7 protein-coding genes and 1 pseudogene are annotated in these 18344 nt (G+C 64.1%); 5 read left to right on the forward strand and 3 right to left on the reverse strand.

Annotated features, from left to right (window positions below; translation table 11 throughout):
- Window positions 1–289 precede the first annotated feature (289 nt).
- Complete coding sequence (locus tag ACVOMB_RS01205) at window positions 290–1039, forward strand: SDR family NAD(P)-dependent oxidoreductase (RefSeq protein WP_481529569.1); 750 nt, start codon at window positions 290–292, stop codon at window positions 1037–1039.
- Between the two features lie 82 nt (window positions 1040–1121).
- On the opposite strand, the gene speA is transcribed toward ACVOMB_RS01205, so the two are convergent.
- Window positions 1122–3011: an arginine decarboxylase gene (speA, locus tag ACVOMB_RS01210; protein WP_481529570.1), complete on the reverse strand. Its 1890-nt coding sequence runs from the start codon at window positions 3009–3011 to the stop codon at window positions 1122–1124.
- 251 nt (window positions 3012–3262) lie between these two features.
- Here speA and speE point away from each other — a divergent pair, with 251 nt between their 5' ends.
- Window positions 3263–4120, forward strand: coding sequence for a polyamine aminopropyltransferase (gene speE, locus ACVOMB_RS01215; RefSeq protein ID WP_481529571.1), 858 nt, complete (start codon window positions 3263–3265; stop codon window positions 4118–4120).
- A gap of 270 nt (window positions 4121–4390) precedes the next feature.
- On the forward strand, window positions 4391–5047 hold the full coding sequence (locus ACVOMB_RS01220; RefSeq protein ID WP_481529572.1) for an RIO1 family regulatory kinase/ATPase domain-containing protein: 657 nt from the start codon (window positions 4391–4393) through the stop codon (window positions 5045–5047).
- A 150-nt stretch (window positions 5048–5197) separates the two neighbouring features.
- Here the strand turns inward: ACVOMB_RS01220 and ACVOMB_RS01225 are convergent, their stop codons facing one another.
- Window positions 5198–5536, reverse strand: a complete 339-nt coding sequence (locus ACVOMB_RS01225; protein WP_057628415.1) for a P-II family nitrogen regulator — start codon at window positions 5534–5536, stop codon at window positions 5198–5200.
- A gap of 155 nt (window positions 5537–5691) precedes the next feature.
- Between ACVOMB_RS01225 and ubiK the strand changes: the two genes are divergently transcribed.
- Both ubiK and ACVOMB_RS01235 read left to right on the forward strand, forming a co-directional pair.
- Window positions 5692–5949 (forward strand): ubiquinone biosynthesis accessory factor UbiK, encoded by a 258-nt coding sequence (ubiK, locus tag ACVOMB_RS01230; protein ID WP_481529573.1) that lies wholly within the window; start codon window positions 5692–5694, stop codon window positions 5947–5949.
- A 10-nt stretch (window positions 5950–5959) separates the two neighbouring features.
- A complete protein-coding gene (locus ACVOMB_RS01235; RefSeq protein ID WP_481529574.1) occupies window positions 5960–7471 on the forward strand; it encodes a YifB family Mg chelatase-like AAA ATPase in 1512 nt (503 codons plus the stop codon).
- Between the two features lie 296 nt (window positions 7472–7767).
- Here the strand turns inward: ACVOMB_RS01235 and ACVOMB_RS01240 are convergent.
- Window positions 7768–17883 (reverse strand): annotated as a pseudogene (locus tag ACVOMB_RS01240) (autotransporter-associated beta strand repeat-containing protein); the annotation flags it as partial.
- Between the last annotated feature and the right edge of the window lie 461 nt (window positions 17884–18344).

Below are 18344 nucleotides of genomic sequence, written 5' to 3' on the forward strand. Positions count from 1 at the left end.
CATTGCGACCTGACAGATCACGCGATCAACCCCCTCCCTTTGGCGCAGCCAAGCGGAGGGTTGGGGAGGGGTGCTTCGGCTTCGGCTTCGGCTTTTTCCCTTCTCCCGTTCACGGGAGAAGGTGCCCCGAAGGGGCGGATGAGGGAGCTTTGGGTTTTGCGGTAGAGCCCCTGCCGAGCATGGCTCGGCACTACAGATGGTGCTTGGCCTTGGCCTTTGCCTCCACTCCTTCTCCCGCTTCCGGCCGCACAGTGCGAAAATCCAAATCCCCTGCCCCAAGGATTCCGCAATGTCCAAGACCGCTCTGATCACCGGCGCCACTTCCGGCTTCGGCGCCGCCGCTGTCCGTCGCTTCGCTGCTGCGGGCTGGAAAGTGATCGCCACCGGTCGTCGTGCCGAGCGTCTGCAGCCGCTGGTGGAAGAGTTCGGCGCCGACAAGATCCACGCCGCCGCCTTCGACATCCGCGATGCCGCTGCAATGGAAGCCGCACTTGCCGCGTTGCCGCCCGCTTTCCGCGACATCGACCTGCTGGTCAACAACGCGGGCCTCGCCCAAGGCACCGCCGCCGCCCAGCACGCCAGCCTGGAAGACTGGCGCACGATGATCGACACCAACATCACCGCACTGGTCACGCTGACCCATCACCTGCTGCCGAAGCTCGTGGAGCGCCGTGGCGCGATCATCAACATCAGCTCCACCGCCGCGCTCTACCCGTACCCGGGTGGCAACGCCTATGGCGGTACCAAGGCCTTCGTCAGCCAGTTCTCGCTGGGCCTGCGCTCGGACCTGCATGGCACCGGCGTACGCGTGACCGCGATCGAGCCGGGCATGGCCGAAACCGAGTTCACCCTGGTGCGTACGCATGGCAACCAGGCCGCGTCGGATCAGCTGTACGGCGGCGCCAGCCCGATGACCGCCGAAGATATCGCCGAGCAGATTTTCTGGGTGGCAACGCTACCCGCGCACTTGAACGTCAACCGCATCGAGTTGATGCCGGTGAGTCAGTCGTTTGCTGGGTTTCAGGTGTTTCGGGGGTAAGTCGGGTTTGCTTGCTTAGAAGCTTCCCCTCACCCCAACCCCTCTCCCGATGGGAGAGGGGCTTTTGGTTTCGCTTGCTTTGTTAGCCCAGCGGTTCGTCTGACAGATAGGTGTAGCCGGTCAAACCGGCTTCCAACGCTGCGTCCAACTCTGCGGCGCGTTCGGCCGAGAGCTGTGCATCGGCCACGCGCTTGCGGTACGAAGCACGCAGGTCATCCAGGCTGTAACCCACGTAATCCAGCATCACGTCGGTGGTGTCACCGCGGCGCTGCTGGGTGATCACGTAGCCATCGTCGTCCACCACCACTTCCACCGCATCGGTATCGCCGAACAGGTTGTGGATGTCGCCGAGGATTTCCTGGTAGGCACCGACCAGGAAGAAGCCGATGCGGTAGCTCTCGCCATGACGCACGGCGTGCAATGGCAGCGAGCTGTCCAGGCTTTCGTTCTCGACGTAGGTCTTGACCATGCCATCGGAATCGCAGGTCATGTCAGCGATCACGCCGCGACGCTCGGGGCGCTCGTTCAAGCGCTCGATCGGCACGATCGGGAACACCTGGTCGATTGCCCAGGCATCGGGAATCGATTCGAACACGCTGAAGTTGACGAAGTACTTGTCGACCAGGCGGTCGTTCAATTCGTCCAACGCCGAGCGATGGCTCTTTTCGTCATAGCTCAGACGCGCACGCACGCCATTGGCGATGGCGTAAAACAGGTCGTCGATGCGCGCACGCTGTGGCAGATCGATCTGCCCCAACGCATAGGCGCTCAGGCCTTCGGCATGGAAGTGCTGGGCTTCCTGGAACAGTTCCACCGCCGGGCGCTGGTCGAGTTCCTCGTGGATCTCGCGCAGGTGGCGGATCGCCGCCGGCTCGTCGTCATGCGCTTCCGGCACGCGGCCTTCGGCGGCCTGCTCGACTTCGGAGACGTTGGCAATCAACACGGCGTGGTGCGCGGTCATCGCGCGACCACACTCGGTGATGATGCGCGGCGGGGTCAGGCCATGTGCTTCGCAGGCTTCGGCCAGCGGCTGCACGATGTTGCTGGCGTAGGCGTTGAGGCCGTAGTTGATCGAGCAGTAGCTGCGCGAACGGGTGCCTTCGTAATCGATGCCCAGACCGCCGCCGACATCGACGTGGCTGATCTTGGCGCCCAGCTGCGAGAGCTCGACGAAGTAACGGGTGGCCTCGCGCATGCCGTTGGCGATGTCGCGCACATTGCTGATCTGGCTGCCCATGTGGAAATGCAGCAGGTTCAGGCAATCGGCGTACTCGGTGTCACGCAGGGCCTTCCACAGGTCCAACAGCTGGCGCGGGGACAGACCGAACTTGGCCTTGTCGCCGCCGCTGTTCTGCCACTTGCCGGCGCCCAGCGAGGCCAGACGCATGCGCACGCCGAGGCCCGGCATCACGTCCAGCGCCTTGGATTCCTCCAACACCAGCTTCAGCTCGGACGGCTTCTCGATGACGATGTAGGTCTGCAGGCCGAGCTTACGGCCGATCAGGGCCAGGCGGATGTACTCGCGGTCCTTGTAGCCATTGCAGACGATCAGCCCGCCCGGCCGGCTCAACGCCAGCACCGCCATCAGCTCAGGCTTGGAACCGGCTTCCAGGCCGAAGCCCTCGCCGTGGTGACTGGCCAGGGTGCCGGCCACGCCACGGTGCTGGTTGACCTTGATCGGGTAGACCGCGGTATAGCCGCCGGCGTAGTCCCAGTCGGACTGGGCCTGGGCGAACGCCGCCTGCAGCTTGCCCAGGCGCTGGCCGAGGATGTCCGGGAAGCGCACCAGCAACGGCAGTTTGGCGCCGGCGGCGCGCGCCGAATCGACAATCTGCGGCAACGACACCGCCGCGCCTTCGGCGCCAACGGGACGGACCACCAGGTGGCCTGCGGTATCGACGTCGAAATACCCGTCGGACCAGTGCGGAATCGAATAGGTCTTGCGGGCCTGTTCGAGGGACCAATCGCTCATCGGCGTAGCAACTCTCAGCTGTGGATAAATAAGGACGCGCATTCTAACGCTAGCGGGGCAAGGGTCCGTTACAATCCGCGCCCGCGCCTTTCCCCCAGCCTGACTGACCAGCCTGACTGAATCGGGGTTCAGGGCCAGACTACGGGTGAAACCCTGCTGTGGCAGGCTCACCGCTGCCCTCATCCGCCCCTTTGGGGCACCTTCTCCCGCCCGCGGGAGAAGGGACAAGTCCATTGCACCCAGGAATCATCATGACCTCCAACGAAAACTGGTTCATCGAACACTTCCAGCCGACCGGTTCGGCTATTGGTTTCCGCATCACCGGCAAGCTGGAGGAGGTGCAGTCGCCGTTCCAGAAGATCGAGATCTACGACAGCACCGACTGGGGCAAGTTGATGGTCATCGACGGCGCCATGATGCTGACCAGCAAGGACAACTTCTTCTACCACGAGATGATCAGCCACCCGGTGCTGTTCACCCACCCGGCGCCCAAGCGCGTGGTGATCATCGGCGGCGGCGATTGCGGCACCCTGCGCGAGGTGCTCAAGCACCCGGGCGTGGAAAGCGCCACCCAGTGCGATATCGACGAGCAGGTCACCCGCATGGCCGAGAAGTACTTCCCGGAACTGTGCGAATCCAACGGCGACGTGCGCGCCGAACTGCTGTTCGACGACGGCGTGGCCTACATGGCCAATTGCGCCCCGGGCAGCGTGGACGTGGTGATCGTGGACTCCACCGACCCGGTTGGCCCGGCCGAAGGCCTGTTCAACAAGTCCTTCTTCGAGAGCTGCTTCCGCGCCCTGAAGGACGACGGCCTGCTGGTGCAGCAGAGCGAGTCGCCGCTGGCCCTGCTGGAGCTGATCAAGGACATGCGTTCGGAAATGGGCAAGGCTGGCTTCCAGTCGTTCAAGACCCTGCCGTTCCCGCAGCCGTGCTACCCGACCGGCTGGTGGTCGGTGACCGTGGCCAGCAAGCAGGCCGGTTTCGGCTTCGGCTTCCGCGAGGCCGACTCGGCCGCCAAGCCGTTCGACACCTTGTACTACACCGCCCCGCTGCATACCGGCGCGCTGATCAGCCCGCCGTTCGTGGCCAAGGCACTGGGCGAGTAAGCCCGCTGCCAGCGCTGTGAATCGAACCCCGCGCCCGCAACGGCGCGGGGTTTTTCGTTCAGGGCGCGGCGCGGCGCACACGCCCCCGGCGGTGACAACCGCGTGATCGCAACAATCATTTCCGTCACAAGATTCCTACATTTTTTTTACATTCAGCAATTCATGGACTGTGCAGTTTTATAATTGCCGCACATCCCCGCCCGCCCAGGGCACGTTAGACCGGCTTTGCAAGACGCTTTCCGCGCCGTTGCCCGCGTCAGGAAGGTTTGTATGAACACATTGCCCAATTTCGACGGCGAACACGTCGTTGTTCCCGATAACCAGTTGCTCAAGCGCGGCGAACGCCTGCTGGAGCCGGACGTCTACCGCACTGAGCTCAATGGCCGCCCGGCCGTGGTCAAGGACTACCGCCGCTACCGTGGCACGCCGCTGTCGCCGGTGGCGCGCCTGCTGGTGCGCAGAGAAGCCAAGGTGCTCAAGCGCCTGCAGGGCTGGAAGCATGCCCCGGCCCTGCTGGGCAGCCTGGGTGGTCTGGCGCTGGGCATGGAATACATCCCCGGCGACACCTTGAGCGCCGGCGTACAAGGCGTCAGCCAAGAGGTCTTCGACCAGCTGCAGAACGCCTTGGCGCGCCTGCACGCGGCCGGCATCACCCACAACGACCTGCATGGCACCAATGTGGTGGTCAGCGCCGGCGTGCCGGTGCTGCTGGATTTCACCTCGGCGCTGCGCTCACCACGCTGGCTGCGCAACTGGCCGATCTCGCGGCAACTGCGCCGCAGTGACATGAAGAACCTGGTGAAGATGCGCCAGCGTTTGACTGGGCAGAAGCCTTCCGCCGAACAGGCCGCAGCACTGGCCGAGCCGGGCTGGGTGCAGGCCGTGCGCAATGCTTGGAAGCGCCTTTATCGGTGGATCAAGGGCTAAGGCCAAAGCTACCCCTCCCCAGCCCTCCCTTTGGCTGCGCCAAAGCGAGGGGGCAGAGCGCTTGGCCCCCTCCCTTGCGCGTAGCGCAGGGGAGGGTTGGGGAGGGGTGCTCTAAAGCTTTAAAGCTTCAAAACCCCAAACCCACAAACCTCAAAGCGCATCCCCATCCAGTTCGCCGGTGCGGATCCGCACCACGCTGCCCAGGTCGTACACGAATACCTTGCCGTCGCCGATCTTGCCGGTGCCGGCAGCCTTGACGATGGCTTCCACCACTTCATCAGCCTGCGCATCGGTCACCGCGACCTCGATCTTCACCTTCGGCAGAAAATCGACCACGTACTCGGCACCGCGATACAGCTCGGTGTGCCCCTTCTGCCGGCCAAAGCCCTTGACCTCGGTGACGGTGATACCGGCCACGCCGCGTTCGGCAAGCGCCTCGCGCACGTCGTCCAGCTTGAACGGCTTGACGATGGCCATGATCATCTTCATTGGTCGGCTCCTTGGGTGATGCCTGCAGCATACCGTGCAGGCTGACGTGCCACTAGCAAGGTTCCGGACTATCCTTACCATTGGCAATAACGGATACCGATGCCCGCAACCAACAGCCGCCGCCTAGGCTCGGCTCAACCCTGCGGAGAAACCCCATGATCGACCTCAACCACATCGACGAACTGGCCCGCCGCCTGAGCAGCCTGGTGCCGCCGGGTCTGCGCGAATCGCGCGAAGAACTACAGGCCACCTTCAAGACCGCGCTGCAGGCCGGGCTGAGCAAGCTGGACCTGGTCACCCGCGAAGAATTTGAAGTGCAGCGTGCCGTATTGCTTCGCACCCGTGAAAAGCTCGAGGCACTGGAACAGGCCGTCGTCGCGCTGGAAAACCGCATCACCGACAAGAACGCCTGAGCGCTGGGCGGTGAGCCTGGCGCTGGTGCACAGCCGCGCCCGCGCGGGTGTGCATGCACCGCTGGTGCAGGTGGAAGTGCACCTGTCCGGCGGCCTGCCTTTCACCCAGATCGTCGGCCTGCCCGAAGCCGCCGTGCTCGAATCGCGCGACCGGGTGCGTGCAGCCATCCTGTGCGCACAGTTCGACTACCCGGCGCGCCGCATCACCATCAATCTGGCGCCGGCTGATCTGCCCAAGGAAGGCGGCCGTTTTGATCTACCGATCGCGCTCGGCATCCTTGCCGCCAGCGGTCAGATCGACCGCAACGCGCTGGCCAATTACGAGTTCATCGGCGAACTGGCGTTGACTGGCGAACTGCGCGCAGTCGATGGCGCATTGCCGGCAGCCATTGCTTCCGCCAATGCCCAACGCTGCCTGATCGTGCCACCGGGCAACGCTGACGAAGCGGCACTGGCCCAGCATGCCGAAGTCAAAGTCGCGCGCACCTTGCTGGAAGTCTGCGCCGCACTGGGTGGCAGCAAACAGCTGCCAGATGCGCAGGTGCCGCCAATCGAACCCGCCGCGCTCGCCGACCTCAGCGATGTGCGTGGTCAGCAACACGCGCGGCGTGCCTTGGAGATTGCTGCGGCAGGTAGCCATCATCTTCTGCTGCTGGGCTCGCCCGGCTGCGGCAAGACCCTGTTGGCCTCGCGCCTACCCGGCATCCTGCCCGAAGCCAGCGAGGAAGAAGCGCTGGAGTCCGCAGCCATCGCCTCGGTCAGCGGGCGCGGTGTTGATCCAAGTCGCTGGCGGCAACGCCCATATCGCGCCCCGCATCACACCGCCAGCGCAGTTGCCTTGGTTGGCGGCGGCTCGCATCCACGCCCTGGAGAAATCTCCCTCGCGCACAACGGCGTTTTGTTTCTCGATGAGTTACCCGAGTGGAGCAGACATGCGTTGGAAGTGCTGCGCGAGCCTTTGGAATCCGGCACGGTCACCGTCTCGCGGGCAGCACGCAGCATGGAGTTCCCTGCACGCTTCCAGTTGGTTGCCGCGATGAACCCCTGCCCTTGCGGCTGGGCAGGTGATAGCAGCGGTCGTTGCCGCTGTTCGGCCGAAATCATCCGCCGGTATCGCGCACGCATCTCCGGGCCGCTGCTGGACCGCATCGATCTACACCTGCAGGTGCCGCGCCTGCCACCGAGTGAGCTGCGAGGCGATGCCAACGCCGGCGAAAGCAGCAGCGCTGTTCGCGAACGGGTGATGCAAGCGCGTGCGCGGCAGCTGCAGCGCGCGGGCAAGGCCAATGCACATCTTGGGCAGGCGCAGACGCTGCGCGACTGCGCGCTGTCCACTGCTGATGGTGATCTGCTTGAGCAGGCGATGGAGCGCTTGCAGCTGTCCGCGCGGTCGATGCACCGGATTCTGCGGGTTGCACGGACGATTGCCGATCTTGCTGGGCGCGATGCGATCCAGCGCGATCATCTGAGCGAGGCTATCGGCTATCGGCAGTTGGACCGAAATGAGCCCAATGGTCAATGAAGCTACCTGGCACCAGCCCTTGGGTGTAGCCGGAAATACAACAGGCACTGCCAGCGCAGCGCGGCTTGTTGCTGCTGCGTCACACCACTCCGATCGACAAAACTGGCGCAGCTGCAGGTGCCAGTCTCGCAGCGCAATGCAGCCCACGACCACGGGCTTCACACGCGATCAGTTGCCTACGCCAACACGCCACTTTCCTCTCCAGCCTTTTACAAGCAGCAAGGCCCGCGGCTGTGGTGGCCGCGGGCCTTGCATCGGATGCGTAGCCGCTTTACCTGCCGGCTACATGGTTGCGCTTACCACTGCACCTGTACACCAAGCGAGGCCTGGACGCCGCTGCCGACACGGCTGTCACCAGTGTTGGCCCAGAGCTTGCCCAGCTCGCCATAGATACCGGTACGCGGGCTGATCTGCAGGCTGGCACCGGCCGCGAATTCGCTGCTGGTGTAGCCGCCCTTGGCAGTGATGTCGGTAACACCCGCCGGTGCAGCAAAGCTGGCTACATCATCGGTGCCACTGGCCTTGTAGACGTTGATACGTCCATATGGCTGGACCACGCCTGCCGCGGTGGCGAAGCTGCCCTTCAAACGGGCACCCAGGCGCAGGGTCCAGTCGTTGTCGGCTTGGCTCTTCACCGTGGCCAGGCTCAGCGCCGTGTCATCGACGTCCAGCGTGCGGTAAGTGACCTGCGCCTGGGGTTCGATCTGCCAGTTGTTGCCAAGTGCAAGGGACTGACCTACTTCAAGCGAGGCCAGCAAGCCGCTGCCCTTGGTGCGTGCCTGTGTTGCATTGCCTGCAACACGCAGATCACTGCGGTAGTCAGCACCTTGCAGCACCGCACTGACATAGCGGCCGGCTGCGTCCTGCCAGCCGCCATACACGCCCAGGTAGCGGCTGGTCAGGTCGTTGACGCCTACGTGTTTACGCTGCACGCCACTGGCGAAGCCGTTGACGCGCATGTCGCCGTCAAGCTGCCCCAGGTAGACGCCGGCATTCAAACCATCGTCGGCATACAGATCAACGCCCGCCTGGAAGCCGGTCAGATAACCACTGCTTTCTGGGCTGACCGTGCCTTGCTGGCTGATCTTCGGGTCGGTGCGCAGGAAGCGGCCCCATACATGTCGGTTGCCACCAGCGTCGGAGCTGCTGGCCGTCCCCGCGCCATCGTCACCCATACGCTTGCGCAGATCGCCGAGCATCGCGATATCCGCCTGGCGCAGCTGTGCTGGCAGCGCCGACAACAGCGGCACCTCCGAGCGATAGGCCGTGGTCGGTGTTGTGGGATCAACCTGCGTATTGGTTGAATGCAGCGAGGCTCCCTGGGCGGTCTGGGTCAAGCGGTACTCGAAGGCACCGGCATCGATATGGCCGCCGGCCAGGGTGAAGCTGCCGGACTGCAGGCTGGCGCCGTTTTCCGTGCCGATGACCTGGATACCGTTGGCCGTGGTCTGCGCACCCAGGCCACCTGCATTGGTGATGTGCACGGTGGTGTTGCCGCTGGCCACCGCCGAGGCGCCGCTGAACAGCAGCTTGTCGGTGGCACTGCCGTCGGCGCCCAGCACGGTGGACAGACCCAGTTTGCCGTTGTTGCCTACATAGGCACCGGTGACCTTGAGCACAGTGCCCGGGGCTGCGCCGTTGTTGCTGCTCAGCTTGACGGTGCCGCTGTTGCTCACGCTGGCCAGGGTCTGGCTGTAGCCCGCCAGGTCCAGCACGGCACCGCTGGCAACGCTATGCGCCGAGGTGCTGCTGAAACTGTTGACCGCGCCAGCCTGCAACGTACCCTGCGCCACCTCGGTAGCACCGGTATAGGTATTGCCGGTGCTGGTCAGGGTCAAGGTACCCGTGCCTTGTTTGGTCAGGAAGCCAGCCCCGGTGATCGCTCCCGTCCAGGTCGCAGTATTGGCGCCAGTGTCGATGATGGGATCGTTGCTGCCAGTCATGTGCAGGTTGTTGGCAATCTGCATGCCGTTGGCGGTCAGGCCAATCGCGGTGCCGTCGTCCATCAGCAGCGCGCCGCGACCCAGGCCATTGGCGTTGCCCAGATCAATGCGGCCTTGTTTGAGCTCCACATCCCCGCTGAAGGTGCTTGCGCCATCAAGTACCAAGGTGCCTGCACCTTGTTTGATCAGGTTGCCGGTACCTTGAATCTGGCCGGCAAAGCTGGAAACCGCAGCCGCTGCCGTAGTGACCGTCAAATCCGCCGAGCCAAGCGCAATCACGCCGCTACCGCTCAGGCTACTGGCCTGCAAGGCATAGCCGTTCAAATCCAGGGTGGCACCCGTTTGCACCTGGTAACCAGCGTTCTGCACCAAAGCACCCACCGAGCCCGCCTGCAGCGTGCCTGCCAGCACCTGAGTCAGACCGGTATAGGTATTGGTGCCGGTCAGTGTTTCCGTACCTGAGCCCTGTTTGATGAAGCCGCCGGTGCCAGCCATCGAGCCGCTGAAAACGCCGTCCGCAGAACCACCCACGGCGAGCGAATTCGCCCCCAGCACCACCGTGCCATTGCCTACCAGGTTGCCGAAAACCTGCAAACCATTGCCGGCGGACAAGTCAAAGGTCGCACCCGTTGCCAAACTGACGGTGCCATTGCTCGCCAGGCTTGCGCCGGCGCCCAAGGCCAGCACGCCCGCATTGACCGTGGTGCCACCGGTGTAGGTGTTGCTACCGTTCAACGTCAGCGTGCTGCTCCCATCCTTGCTCAAGCTACCGGAGCCGGCGATGTTGCCGTCCAGCGTCAGGTCTTTGCTCCCTGCCACGGTAAGCGCGGCATTGAGCAGCACCTGGTTGGCCAGCGTAATCGCCTGGCTCGAGTCCAGCGTAGCGGCAGCGTTCACTGCCAGTGTGCCGGAGCCAAGGGCCGCACTGTTACCGACCACTAGCGTGCCGCCGTTGAGTGCGGTGCCGCCGCTATAGGTATTGCTTCCATTGAGCGCCAAGCTGGACGCGCCCGTTTTGATCAAACCACCGACACCACTCACCTCACCGTCAAGGCTCAGCGCATTGGAACCCGCGATATTCAAGCCGCCGTTGAGCACTACGCTGTTGGCGAGACTGACGGTGGTATTGGCGTCCAGCGTGGTGCCCGCCGCTGCGGTCAGCGTGCCGGAACCCAGCGCCGCGTCATTGCCAACCACGAGCGTGCCGCCGTTGAGCGCGGTGCCGCCGGTATAGCCGTTGGCGGCATTGAGCACCAACGTACCGGTGTCGTACTTGCCCAGCGTGCCGGCGCCGTTGAGTGCGACACCAATGGTCGCCGTAGCGTTCGGGTCGACCCGCACGGTGGCATTGTCCAGCGAACCGTTGACCAGATTCAGCGAGCCCGCCGTGCCGTTCTGCAGGCTGTAGCCATCGCTGACGAACTGTAGACCAGTGGTGTTCTGGGTGCCGTTGACGGTAACCGTACCGGCCGTACCCTGGAATACCGCGAAGCTGCTGGCCCAGGTCTGGTTGTAGGTGCCGTCGACGCCAGTCCAGTTGGTGGTGCCGGTGCCCCAGCTGCCGCTGCCGCCATCCACCGAACCATTGGGGGCGATTTGGTTGCCGTCCCAGAACTGTACGGTGACGCCCGGTGCAGTGACCAGCAGGTTGATCTGGTTGCCGATATTGGTTTGCAGTTGCAGATCGCCCGGCGTGACGTTGCCCGGAACGCTACCAATCAGCATGCCGTTGTCGGTCAGGCCGCCGGTGTAATTGATCAGGCGGTAGACACCGCTGCCAAAGCCACCGATGTCGCTGACGTTGAGGGTGCCGTCGAGGGTCAGGTTGCCACCGACACTCAGCAGCCCACTGCCACCGCCTGCGACCGGTGCGCCGAGGCCGACGTCGAAGTTGGAGTTGCTGTTGAACACCAGCGAGTCCACCCACAAGGTATTGCCGGCGACACCCGCCAGATGACCGCCATCAGCCACCGTCACTGCGCCCGTCAAGCTGCCGCTGCCACCGAGGGTGGCGCCGTTGTTGACCAGCACATTGCCGCTGGCCAGTGAACCGTTGACCTGCAGGGTGCCGGCGTTGACGTTGGTGGCGCCAGTCAGGTCGCTGACGCCGGTCAGGGTCAGGGTGCCGCTACCAAGTTTGGTCAGCCCGCCGTCACCGCTGAGAATGCCCGCAAACGTGCTGCTGACGTTGTTGCCACCGAGGCTCAGCGTATTGCCAGTGCCGATCAGTGCGGTGCCGCTGCCGGTCAGGCTGGCGAGGCTGCCTGAGCCGCCGAGATTGAGGGTCGCCGCAGCGGCGAGATTGACCCCGGCGTTGCTGCCCAGTGCCGAGTTGCCCAGCGTGGTCAGGCTGCCGGACCGCACATCGAAGGTGCCGCTGAAGGTGTTGTTGCCGGACAACGTCAGGTCGGCCAGACCGTTCTTGGTCAAGCTGCCTGCCCCGGCGATCACGCCACCGAGGGTCAGGTTGTTGTTGCCGGCCACGCTCAGGTTGGCATTGACGTTGAGGTTGTTGGCCAGCACCAGCGGCGAACTGTTGTCCAGGGTGGAAGCGCCCGCCACGGTCAACGCGCCGGAGCCCAGGCCCGCCGAGGTGCCGAGGGTCACAGTGCCGGCATTCAGCGTGGTGCCGCCCGAATACGTATTGATGCCGTTGAGGGTCAGGTTGGACGCGCCGTTCTTGCTCAGTGCACCGCTGCCGCTGACTACGCCGCCAAGGGCCACGTCGTTGTTGCCGGTGTTGCTCAGGTTGGCGTTGAGCACCACGTTGTTGCCGAGCGACACCGAGGTGTTGCTGTCCAGCGCCGAGGCACCGGCCACGGTCAGGTTGCCCAGACCGAGGGCGCCGTTGCTGCCGGCGGTCAGGGTGCCTGCATTGAGAGTGATTCCACCGAGGATGTTGTTGGCCCCGCTCAGGATCAGGTTGGCCGCGCCGTTCTTGGTCAGGCTGCCGGCGCCGTTGATGGTTCCGCTCAGTGTCAGATCGTTGCTGCCGGCGATACCAAGGTTGCCCGCCAGGTTGATCGCGTTGCCAGCCGTATAGGCACCGCTGGCATCCAGGGTAGTGCCGTTGGCCGCGTTCAAGGTGGCCGAGCCCAGTGCGCTGTTCGACGCCAGGATCAATCCGCCCACATTCAGTGCCACCGGCGCGAGGAAGGCGTTGTTGCCGCCGAGGGTCAGGCTGGCCGAACCGTTCTTGATCAAGCCGCCGGTGCCGGAAATGACACCATTGAGTGTCAGCGCATTGCTGCCCAGCACGGTAAGATTGCCATTCAGCGTGGCAGCGTTGGCCAGGGTCACGGCGGTGTTGCTATCCAGTTTCGTGCCGGCGTTAGCGATCAACGCGCCAGTGCCCAGTGCGGTATTGCTGCCGACGACCACAGTGCCGCCGTCCAGTTGCGTGCCGCCGGTGTAGCTGTTGGCGCCGTTGAGCACCAGGGTGCCGGCGTCGAGTTTGTTGAGGATGCCGCTGCCGTTGATGCTGGCGCCGATGGTCGCGGTCACGCCCGGATCAACCCGCATCGCGGTGGTGCCACCGCTGCCGTTGACCGCGGTCAGCAGCCCCGACGTGCCGTTCACCACGTTGTAGCCATCAGTGAAGAATTGCATGCCGGTGAACAGCTGCGTGCCGTTGACCGAAACGGTGCCGGCCGTGCCCTGGAACACCGCGAAGTCGCCAGCCCAGGTCTGGTTCAGCGTGCCGTTGGAGTTGGTCCAGTTGGTATCGCTGGCATTCCATGTGCCAGTGCCGCCATTCACCGTGCCGTTGGGGGACGTCTGGCTACCGTCCCAGAAACGCAGGTTGGTGTTCGGCGCCGACACCACCAGGTTGATCTGGTTGCCGAGAGTCTGCACCAGGATGTCACCAAGACCATAACCCACCGGCACACCGGCCACGGTCAGGCCGTTGTCGGTCAGCGCGCCGATGTAGTTGAACAGGCGATAGACACCGACACCGAAACCACCGGCATCGGTGACGTTGAGATTGCCGTCGAGGGTCAGGTTGCCGCCGATGTTCATCAGCGAGCTGGTCGATGGCGTGGCGAGGCTCGCGTCGACATTACTGTTGGCAGTGAGGATCAGCGACGAGGTGGAAAAGGTATTGCCCGAAGACAACGCCAGATGACCGCCGTTGTTGATGGTGACGAAGCCAAGCGCCGAACCGGTACCCGTGAGCGTGGCGCCGCTGTTGACGTTGAGCTGGTTGCTGGCCAGCGAACCGGTGAGATTCAGCGTACCGGCGTTGACATTGGTGGTGCCGGTGAGGCCGTTGCTGCCGGTCAGATTCAGCGTCCCGGTACCGACCTTGGTCAGCGCACCGCTGCCACCGAAGTCGCCGTCGAAGGTGATGGCAGTGCCCGCGCCGCCCACGGTCAGGGTGTTGCCGCCTGCGATCTGCACGCTGCCGCTGCCGCTCAGCCCGTTGAGGCTGGCGCTGCTGTTGAGATAGAGATTCGCACCGGCGCTGATGTTGGCCCCGGAGGTGTTGCCCAGCGCCCCGTTGCTCACGGTGGTGACGCTGCCGGAGGCGATGTTCAGCGCGCCGGTGAAGGTGTTGTTGCCGCTGAGCGTCAGGTCGCCAAAGCCGTCCTTGTTCAGGCTGCCGGCGCCACCGATCACGCCGCTGAGGTTCAGGGTGTTGCTGCCGGCCAGGGTCAGGCCGGCATCGAGGGTGATGTTGTTGCCGATGCTCATGCCGGTGCTGGTGTCCAGCGTCGAAGCACCACCGACGGTCAGGCCGCCACTGCCCAATGCAGCGGCCGAGCCCAGTGTCAGCGTACCGGCGTTGAGCGTGCTGCCACCGCTGAACGTATTGGTGCCGTTGACGATCAGGTTGGCTGCGCCGTTCTTGATCAACTGGCCGGCACCGCTGATCACGCCGCGAAGGGTCAGGTCCTGCATGCCGCCGGCGCTCAGCGCTGCATTGAGCACGACCGCGTTGGCCAGGCTGGCCAGCGGCGAACTGCTGTCGAGGGTTGCTGTGCCACCGACCGTCAAGGCGCCGGTACCCAGTGCCCCGCTGTTGCCGACGGTCACCGTACCAGCGTTCAGCATGGTGCCGCCGGCGTAGGTATTGGTGCCATTGAGGTTTAGATTGGCCGCTCCGTTTTTCACCAGGCTGCCGGCTCCGGCGACGGTACCGGAGAGGGTCAGGTCTGCACTGCCGCCGATGTACATCGCACCGGCCAGGTTGACCTGGTTGCCCAGCGTGACGGCGGTGCTGGTATCCAGCATGGTGCCCGCCGCTGCGTTCAATGCGCCGCTACCGATCGCGGTATTGCTGCCGACAATCAGCTTGCCGACGTTCAGCGCCGTGTTGCCGAAGTAGGTGTTGGCGCCGTTGAGAACAAGGTCGGCCGGGCCGCTTTTGGTCAGGCCGCCGACACCGGAGACCACGCCCGCGAGGGTCAGCGCGTTGCTGCCGCCGATGGTCACGTTGCCACTGAGGTTGACGTTGTTGGCCAGGCTGGTCGCGGTGCTCGCGTCCAGCGTGGTGGTGTTGCTGGCGTTGAGCACGCCGGTGCCGAGGGCGGTGTTGGAGCCGACGACCAGGGTCCCGGCATTCAGCGATGTAGCACCGGTGTAGGTGTTGTTGCCGGTCAGGGTCAGGGTCGAGGTGCCGATCTTGGTCAGGTTGCTGCCACCGCTGATGACCCCGCCGAGGGTCAGCGGGTTGGCGCCACCAGCGGTGAGGTTGGCGTTCAGCGCAATCGCGTTGTTCAGCGTCACGTTGGCGCTGCTGTTGAGCGTTATGCCCGCCCCGCCCACGGTCAGCGTGCCGGTGCCGATTGCCGCACCGTTGCCGACAGTCAGGCTGCCAGCATTGAGCGCAGTGCCACCGGTGAAGGTGTTGGCGCCGTTGAGGGTCAGGTTGGCCGCGCCGTTTTTGATCAATTGGCTGGCGCCGCTGAGCACGCCGCCCAGGGTCATGCCGTTGCTGCCGCCAATGGCCAGGTTGCCGTTGAGCGCGACGTTGTTGTTCAGGATGACCGAGGTGTTGCTGTCGAGAGTCGCGGCATTGGCGACAGTCAGGGCGCCGCTGCCCAGTGCGGCGGTGTTGCCGACGATCAGGGTCCCGGCGTTGAGGGTGGTACCGCCGCTGAAGGTGTTGGACCCGTTGAGCGCCAGGTTGGCCGCACCATTTTTGGTCAGCCCGCCGTTGCCGCTGACAACACCGCCGAGTGTCAGGTTGGCATTGCCGGCGATATTCAGGTTGCCGGCGAGGGCAACGCTGTTGTTCAGCGCCACGCCGGTGCTGGCATCGAGGGTAGTGCCCGCCGCCGTGGTCAGTGCGCCGGTACCCAGCGCGGTGTTGGAGCCGACGATCAGCGTCCCGTTGTTCAGCGCGGTGCCGCCGGAGAAGGTGTTGTTGCCACTGAGGGTCAGGTTCGCGGTGCCGTTCTTGATCAGGTTGCCAGCGCCGCTGACGACGCCACTCAGGCCCAGCGCCTGCGTGCCACCGATGGCCAGCCCGCCCGCCAGCGCAACCGCGTTGGCCAGCGTCACCGCCGTTGTTGTATCCAGCGTGGTGCCGGCCGCAGCGTTCAATGCGCCCGTGCCGAGGGCAGTGTTGCTGCTGACGAACAAGGTGCCGCCGTTGAGCGCGGTGGTGCCGCTGTTGGTGTTGTTGCCGGTCAGGGTGAGGCTGGCGCTGCCGCTTTTGGTGATTGCGCCGGTGCCGGAGACGATGCCGGCCAGGGTCAGCGCATTGTTGCCGAGCATGTACAACGCACCGGTGATGCCGACGTTGTTGGCCAGGGTCACGTTGCCGGTGTTGTCGAGGCTGGTGCCGTTGTTGGTGTTGAGCACCCCGGTGCCCAGGGCGTTGTTGTTGCCGACGCGCAAGGTGCCGGCGGCGAGGCTGGTGATCCCGGTGTAGGTGTTGATGCCGTTGAGGGTCAGGCTGCCGCTGCCGGTCTTGGTCAGGTTGGCGGCGCCGCTGATCACTCCGCCCAAGGTCAGTGCACCGGTGCCGGTCGCGGTCAGGGTGCTGTTGAGCGTGATCGCGTTGGCCAGCGAAATCGGCGCCGTCGCCGAGATGCTCGAAGAACCGGCAACGGTGATGCCGCCGGTGCTGAACGCCTGGTTGTTGCCCACCAGCACCACGCCGCCGTTGATCGTGGTGTTGCCGGAGTAACTGTTGATGCCGTTGAGGTTGATCTGACCGCTGCCGATCTTGTTCAGGCCACCGCTGCCGGAGATCACACCGTTCAGGGTCATGCCGCTGATGCCCTGCAGGGTCAGGCCGCCAGTCCCCAGATTGATCTGGTTGGCCAGTGACAATCCGGCATTGCTGGCTTGCAGGATCCCGCCGTTGGACGTCAGCACACCATTGCCGAATGCGCCGTTGTCGTTGAACTGCGCGACACCGCCATTGAGTGTGGTCGAGCCGCTGACCAGTGGTCCCTGCAATGTCCAGGTGCCGCTGCTGATGATCAGGTTGTTGAAGTTGACATAGGTAGCGCTGGAGGCAGTGCCGTTGCCCGTGGTACCGATACCAGCCTGGTTCTGCAGGACCAGCTGGTTGGTCCCGCCCGCGCCGCCGTCGATCTTGCCGGTGGCGGCGAAGCTCAGGTTGACGCCGGGCAGCCCGCCGAGCTCGCCGCCCACTCCGTCACCGTCGTTGACGCTCGACCCGGTCATGGCGATGAAGGTGTTTGTACTACCCGCGCCCAAGGACACGCTGCCGGAAATGGTGCCGGCGTTGGTGAAGGTATTGCCGTCCGCCGAGGACTCGAACGCGACGCGTCCGATGATCGAGCCGCTGTTGGTCATGTTGACCTTCGAGCCACCCCAAACCCCCACCACAGGCGTGTCGGCGTCCTTCATGGTCAAGCCGGACAGCGGTTTCGAGGAGATGGTGCCGTCGTTGTCGATGCTGGTGGTGCCGCCGCCAGCGTTGTTCACCGCAAGTGCCAAGCCATCGATGCTGGCCAGGTTCAGCCCGAGCAGCGTCCCGGTGCCGAACATGCTGCTATTGAAGTTGTTGAGCACGGTGACCGCACTGCTCGTGCCGCTGCCTATGAATACACCGCCGGTCAATTTCGGGGGCGAACCGAACAGCGACGGATCGATGAGACCGCTGTTGGTCAGACTGATCTTGGTGCCGGTCAGATCGATCACCCGGCCACCGGGGTCCGCGTTCATCTTCGCATCAGCGGTGATGTTGACCGTCAGGTCATCACTGGCGCTGGCGAAACCATTGACCATCGTAGGCAGAGTAGGCTCGCCTGAGCAGGTCACCGTCGTACCGACGGTGGTGCAGGTCGCCCATGCGGCGGGGCTGATACCTGCCAGGCAAAAGACGGCTACGGCGGCCGAAAGATCCCTGACCCTTCCGAGCTTGCCGCCAGTTCCCGCAGCAGCATCCAGCGAAGCCGCCGCCCTTCTTTTCGCGGAACTCTTGCCGGTGCGCGCCGTTTCAGGTGCCGCCACGCAGGTACCCAGTGCAACATTCCAGATGGACCGATAGATATGGTTCACGGCGCAGCCCCCTAATGGCTGTGAATAAAATGTATTCAAATATTAAATGAATTTCGCAAAATTCTTACAGATAGATATCCCCACCAGACCACCGCGCCATTAACTTCAACTCTTACGATTCGCCCTCCCATTGAAACCAGAAGAACAACACATCTTCGAAAAAATGGTTTAAAGACTCCTTTAATCCTTTTCCCGCTACCCGCCGCCGCGGAACGCAGGGCCAACCTCGCCCGCGCGCCGGGCGGGAAACTCCCGGTACAAAACCAAGTACTTACAAGAAGCCCGGAGTGACCTGGCGCTCACCTTCCTGCCCCCTGGGCGAGACGCTCTGGCCTTCCCTGAAAACAGGAAACCCCAATACGGGCACATGATCAGACGAGCTGCCAACAAGAAACTGAGGCAGCCACTGCAGAACCGAAACTGCAGTTCCACATTCCCGGCAGAGT

This window comes from Stenotrophomonas sp. STEN018 (genome assembly GCF_056760235.1).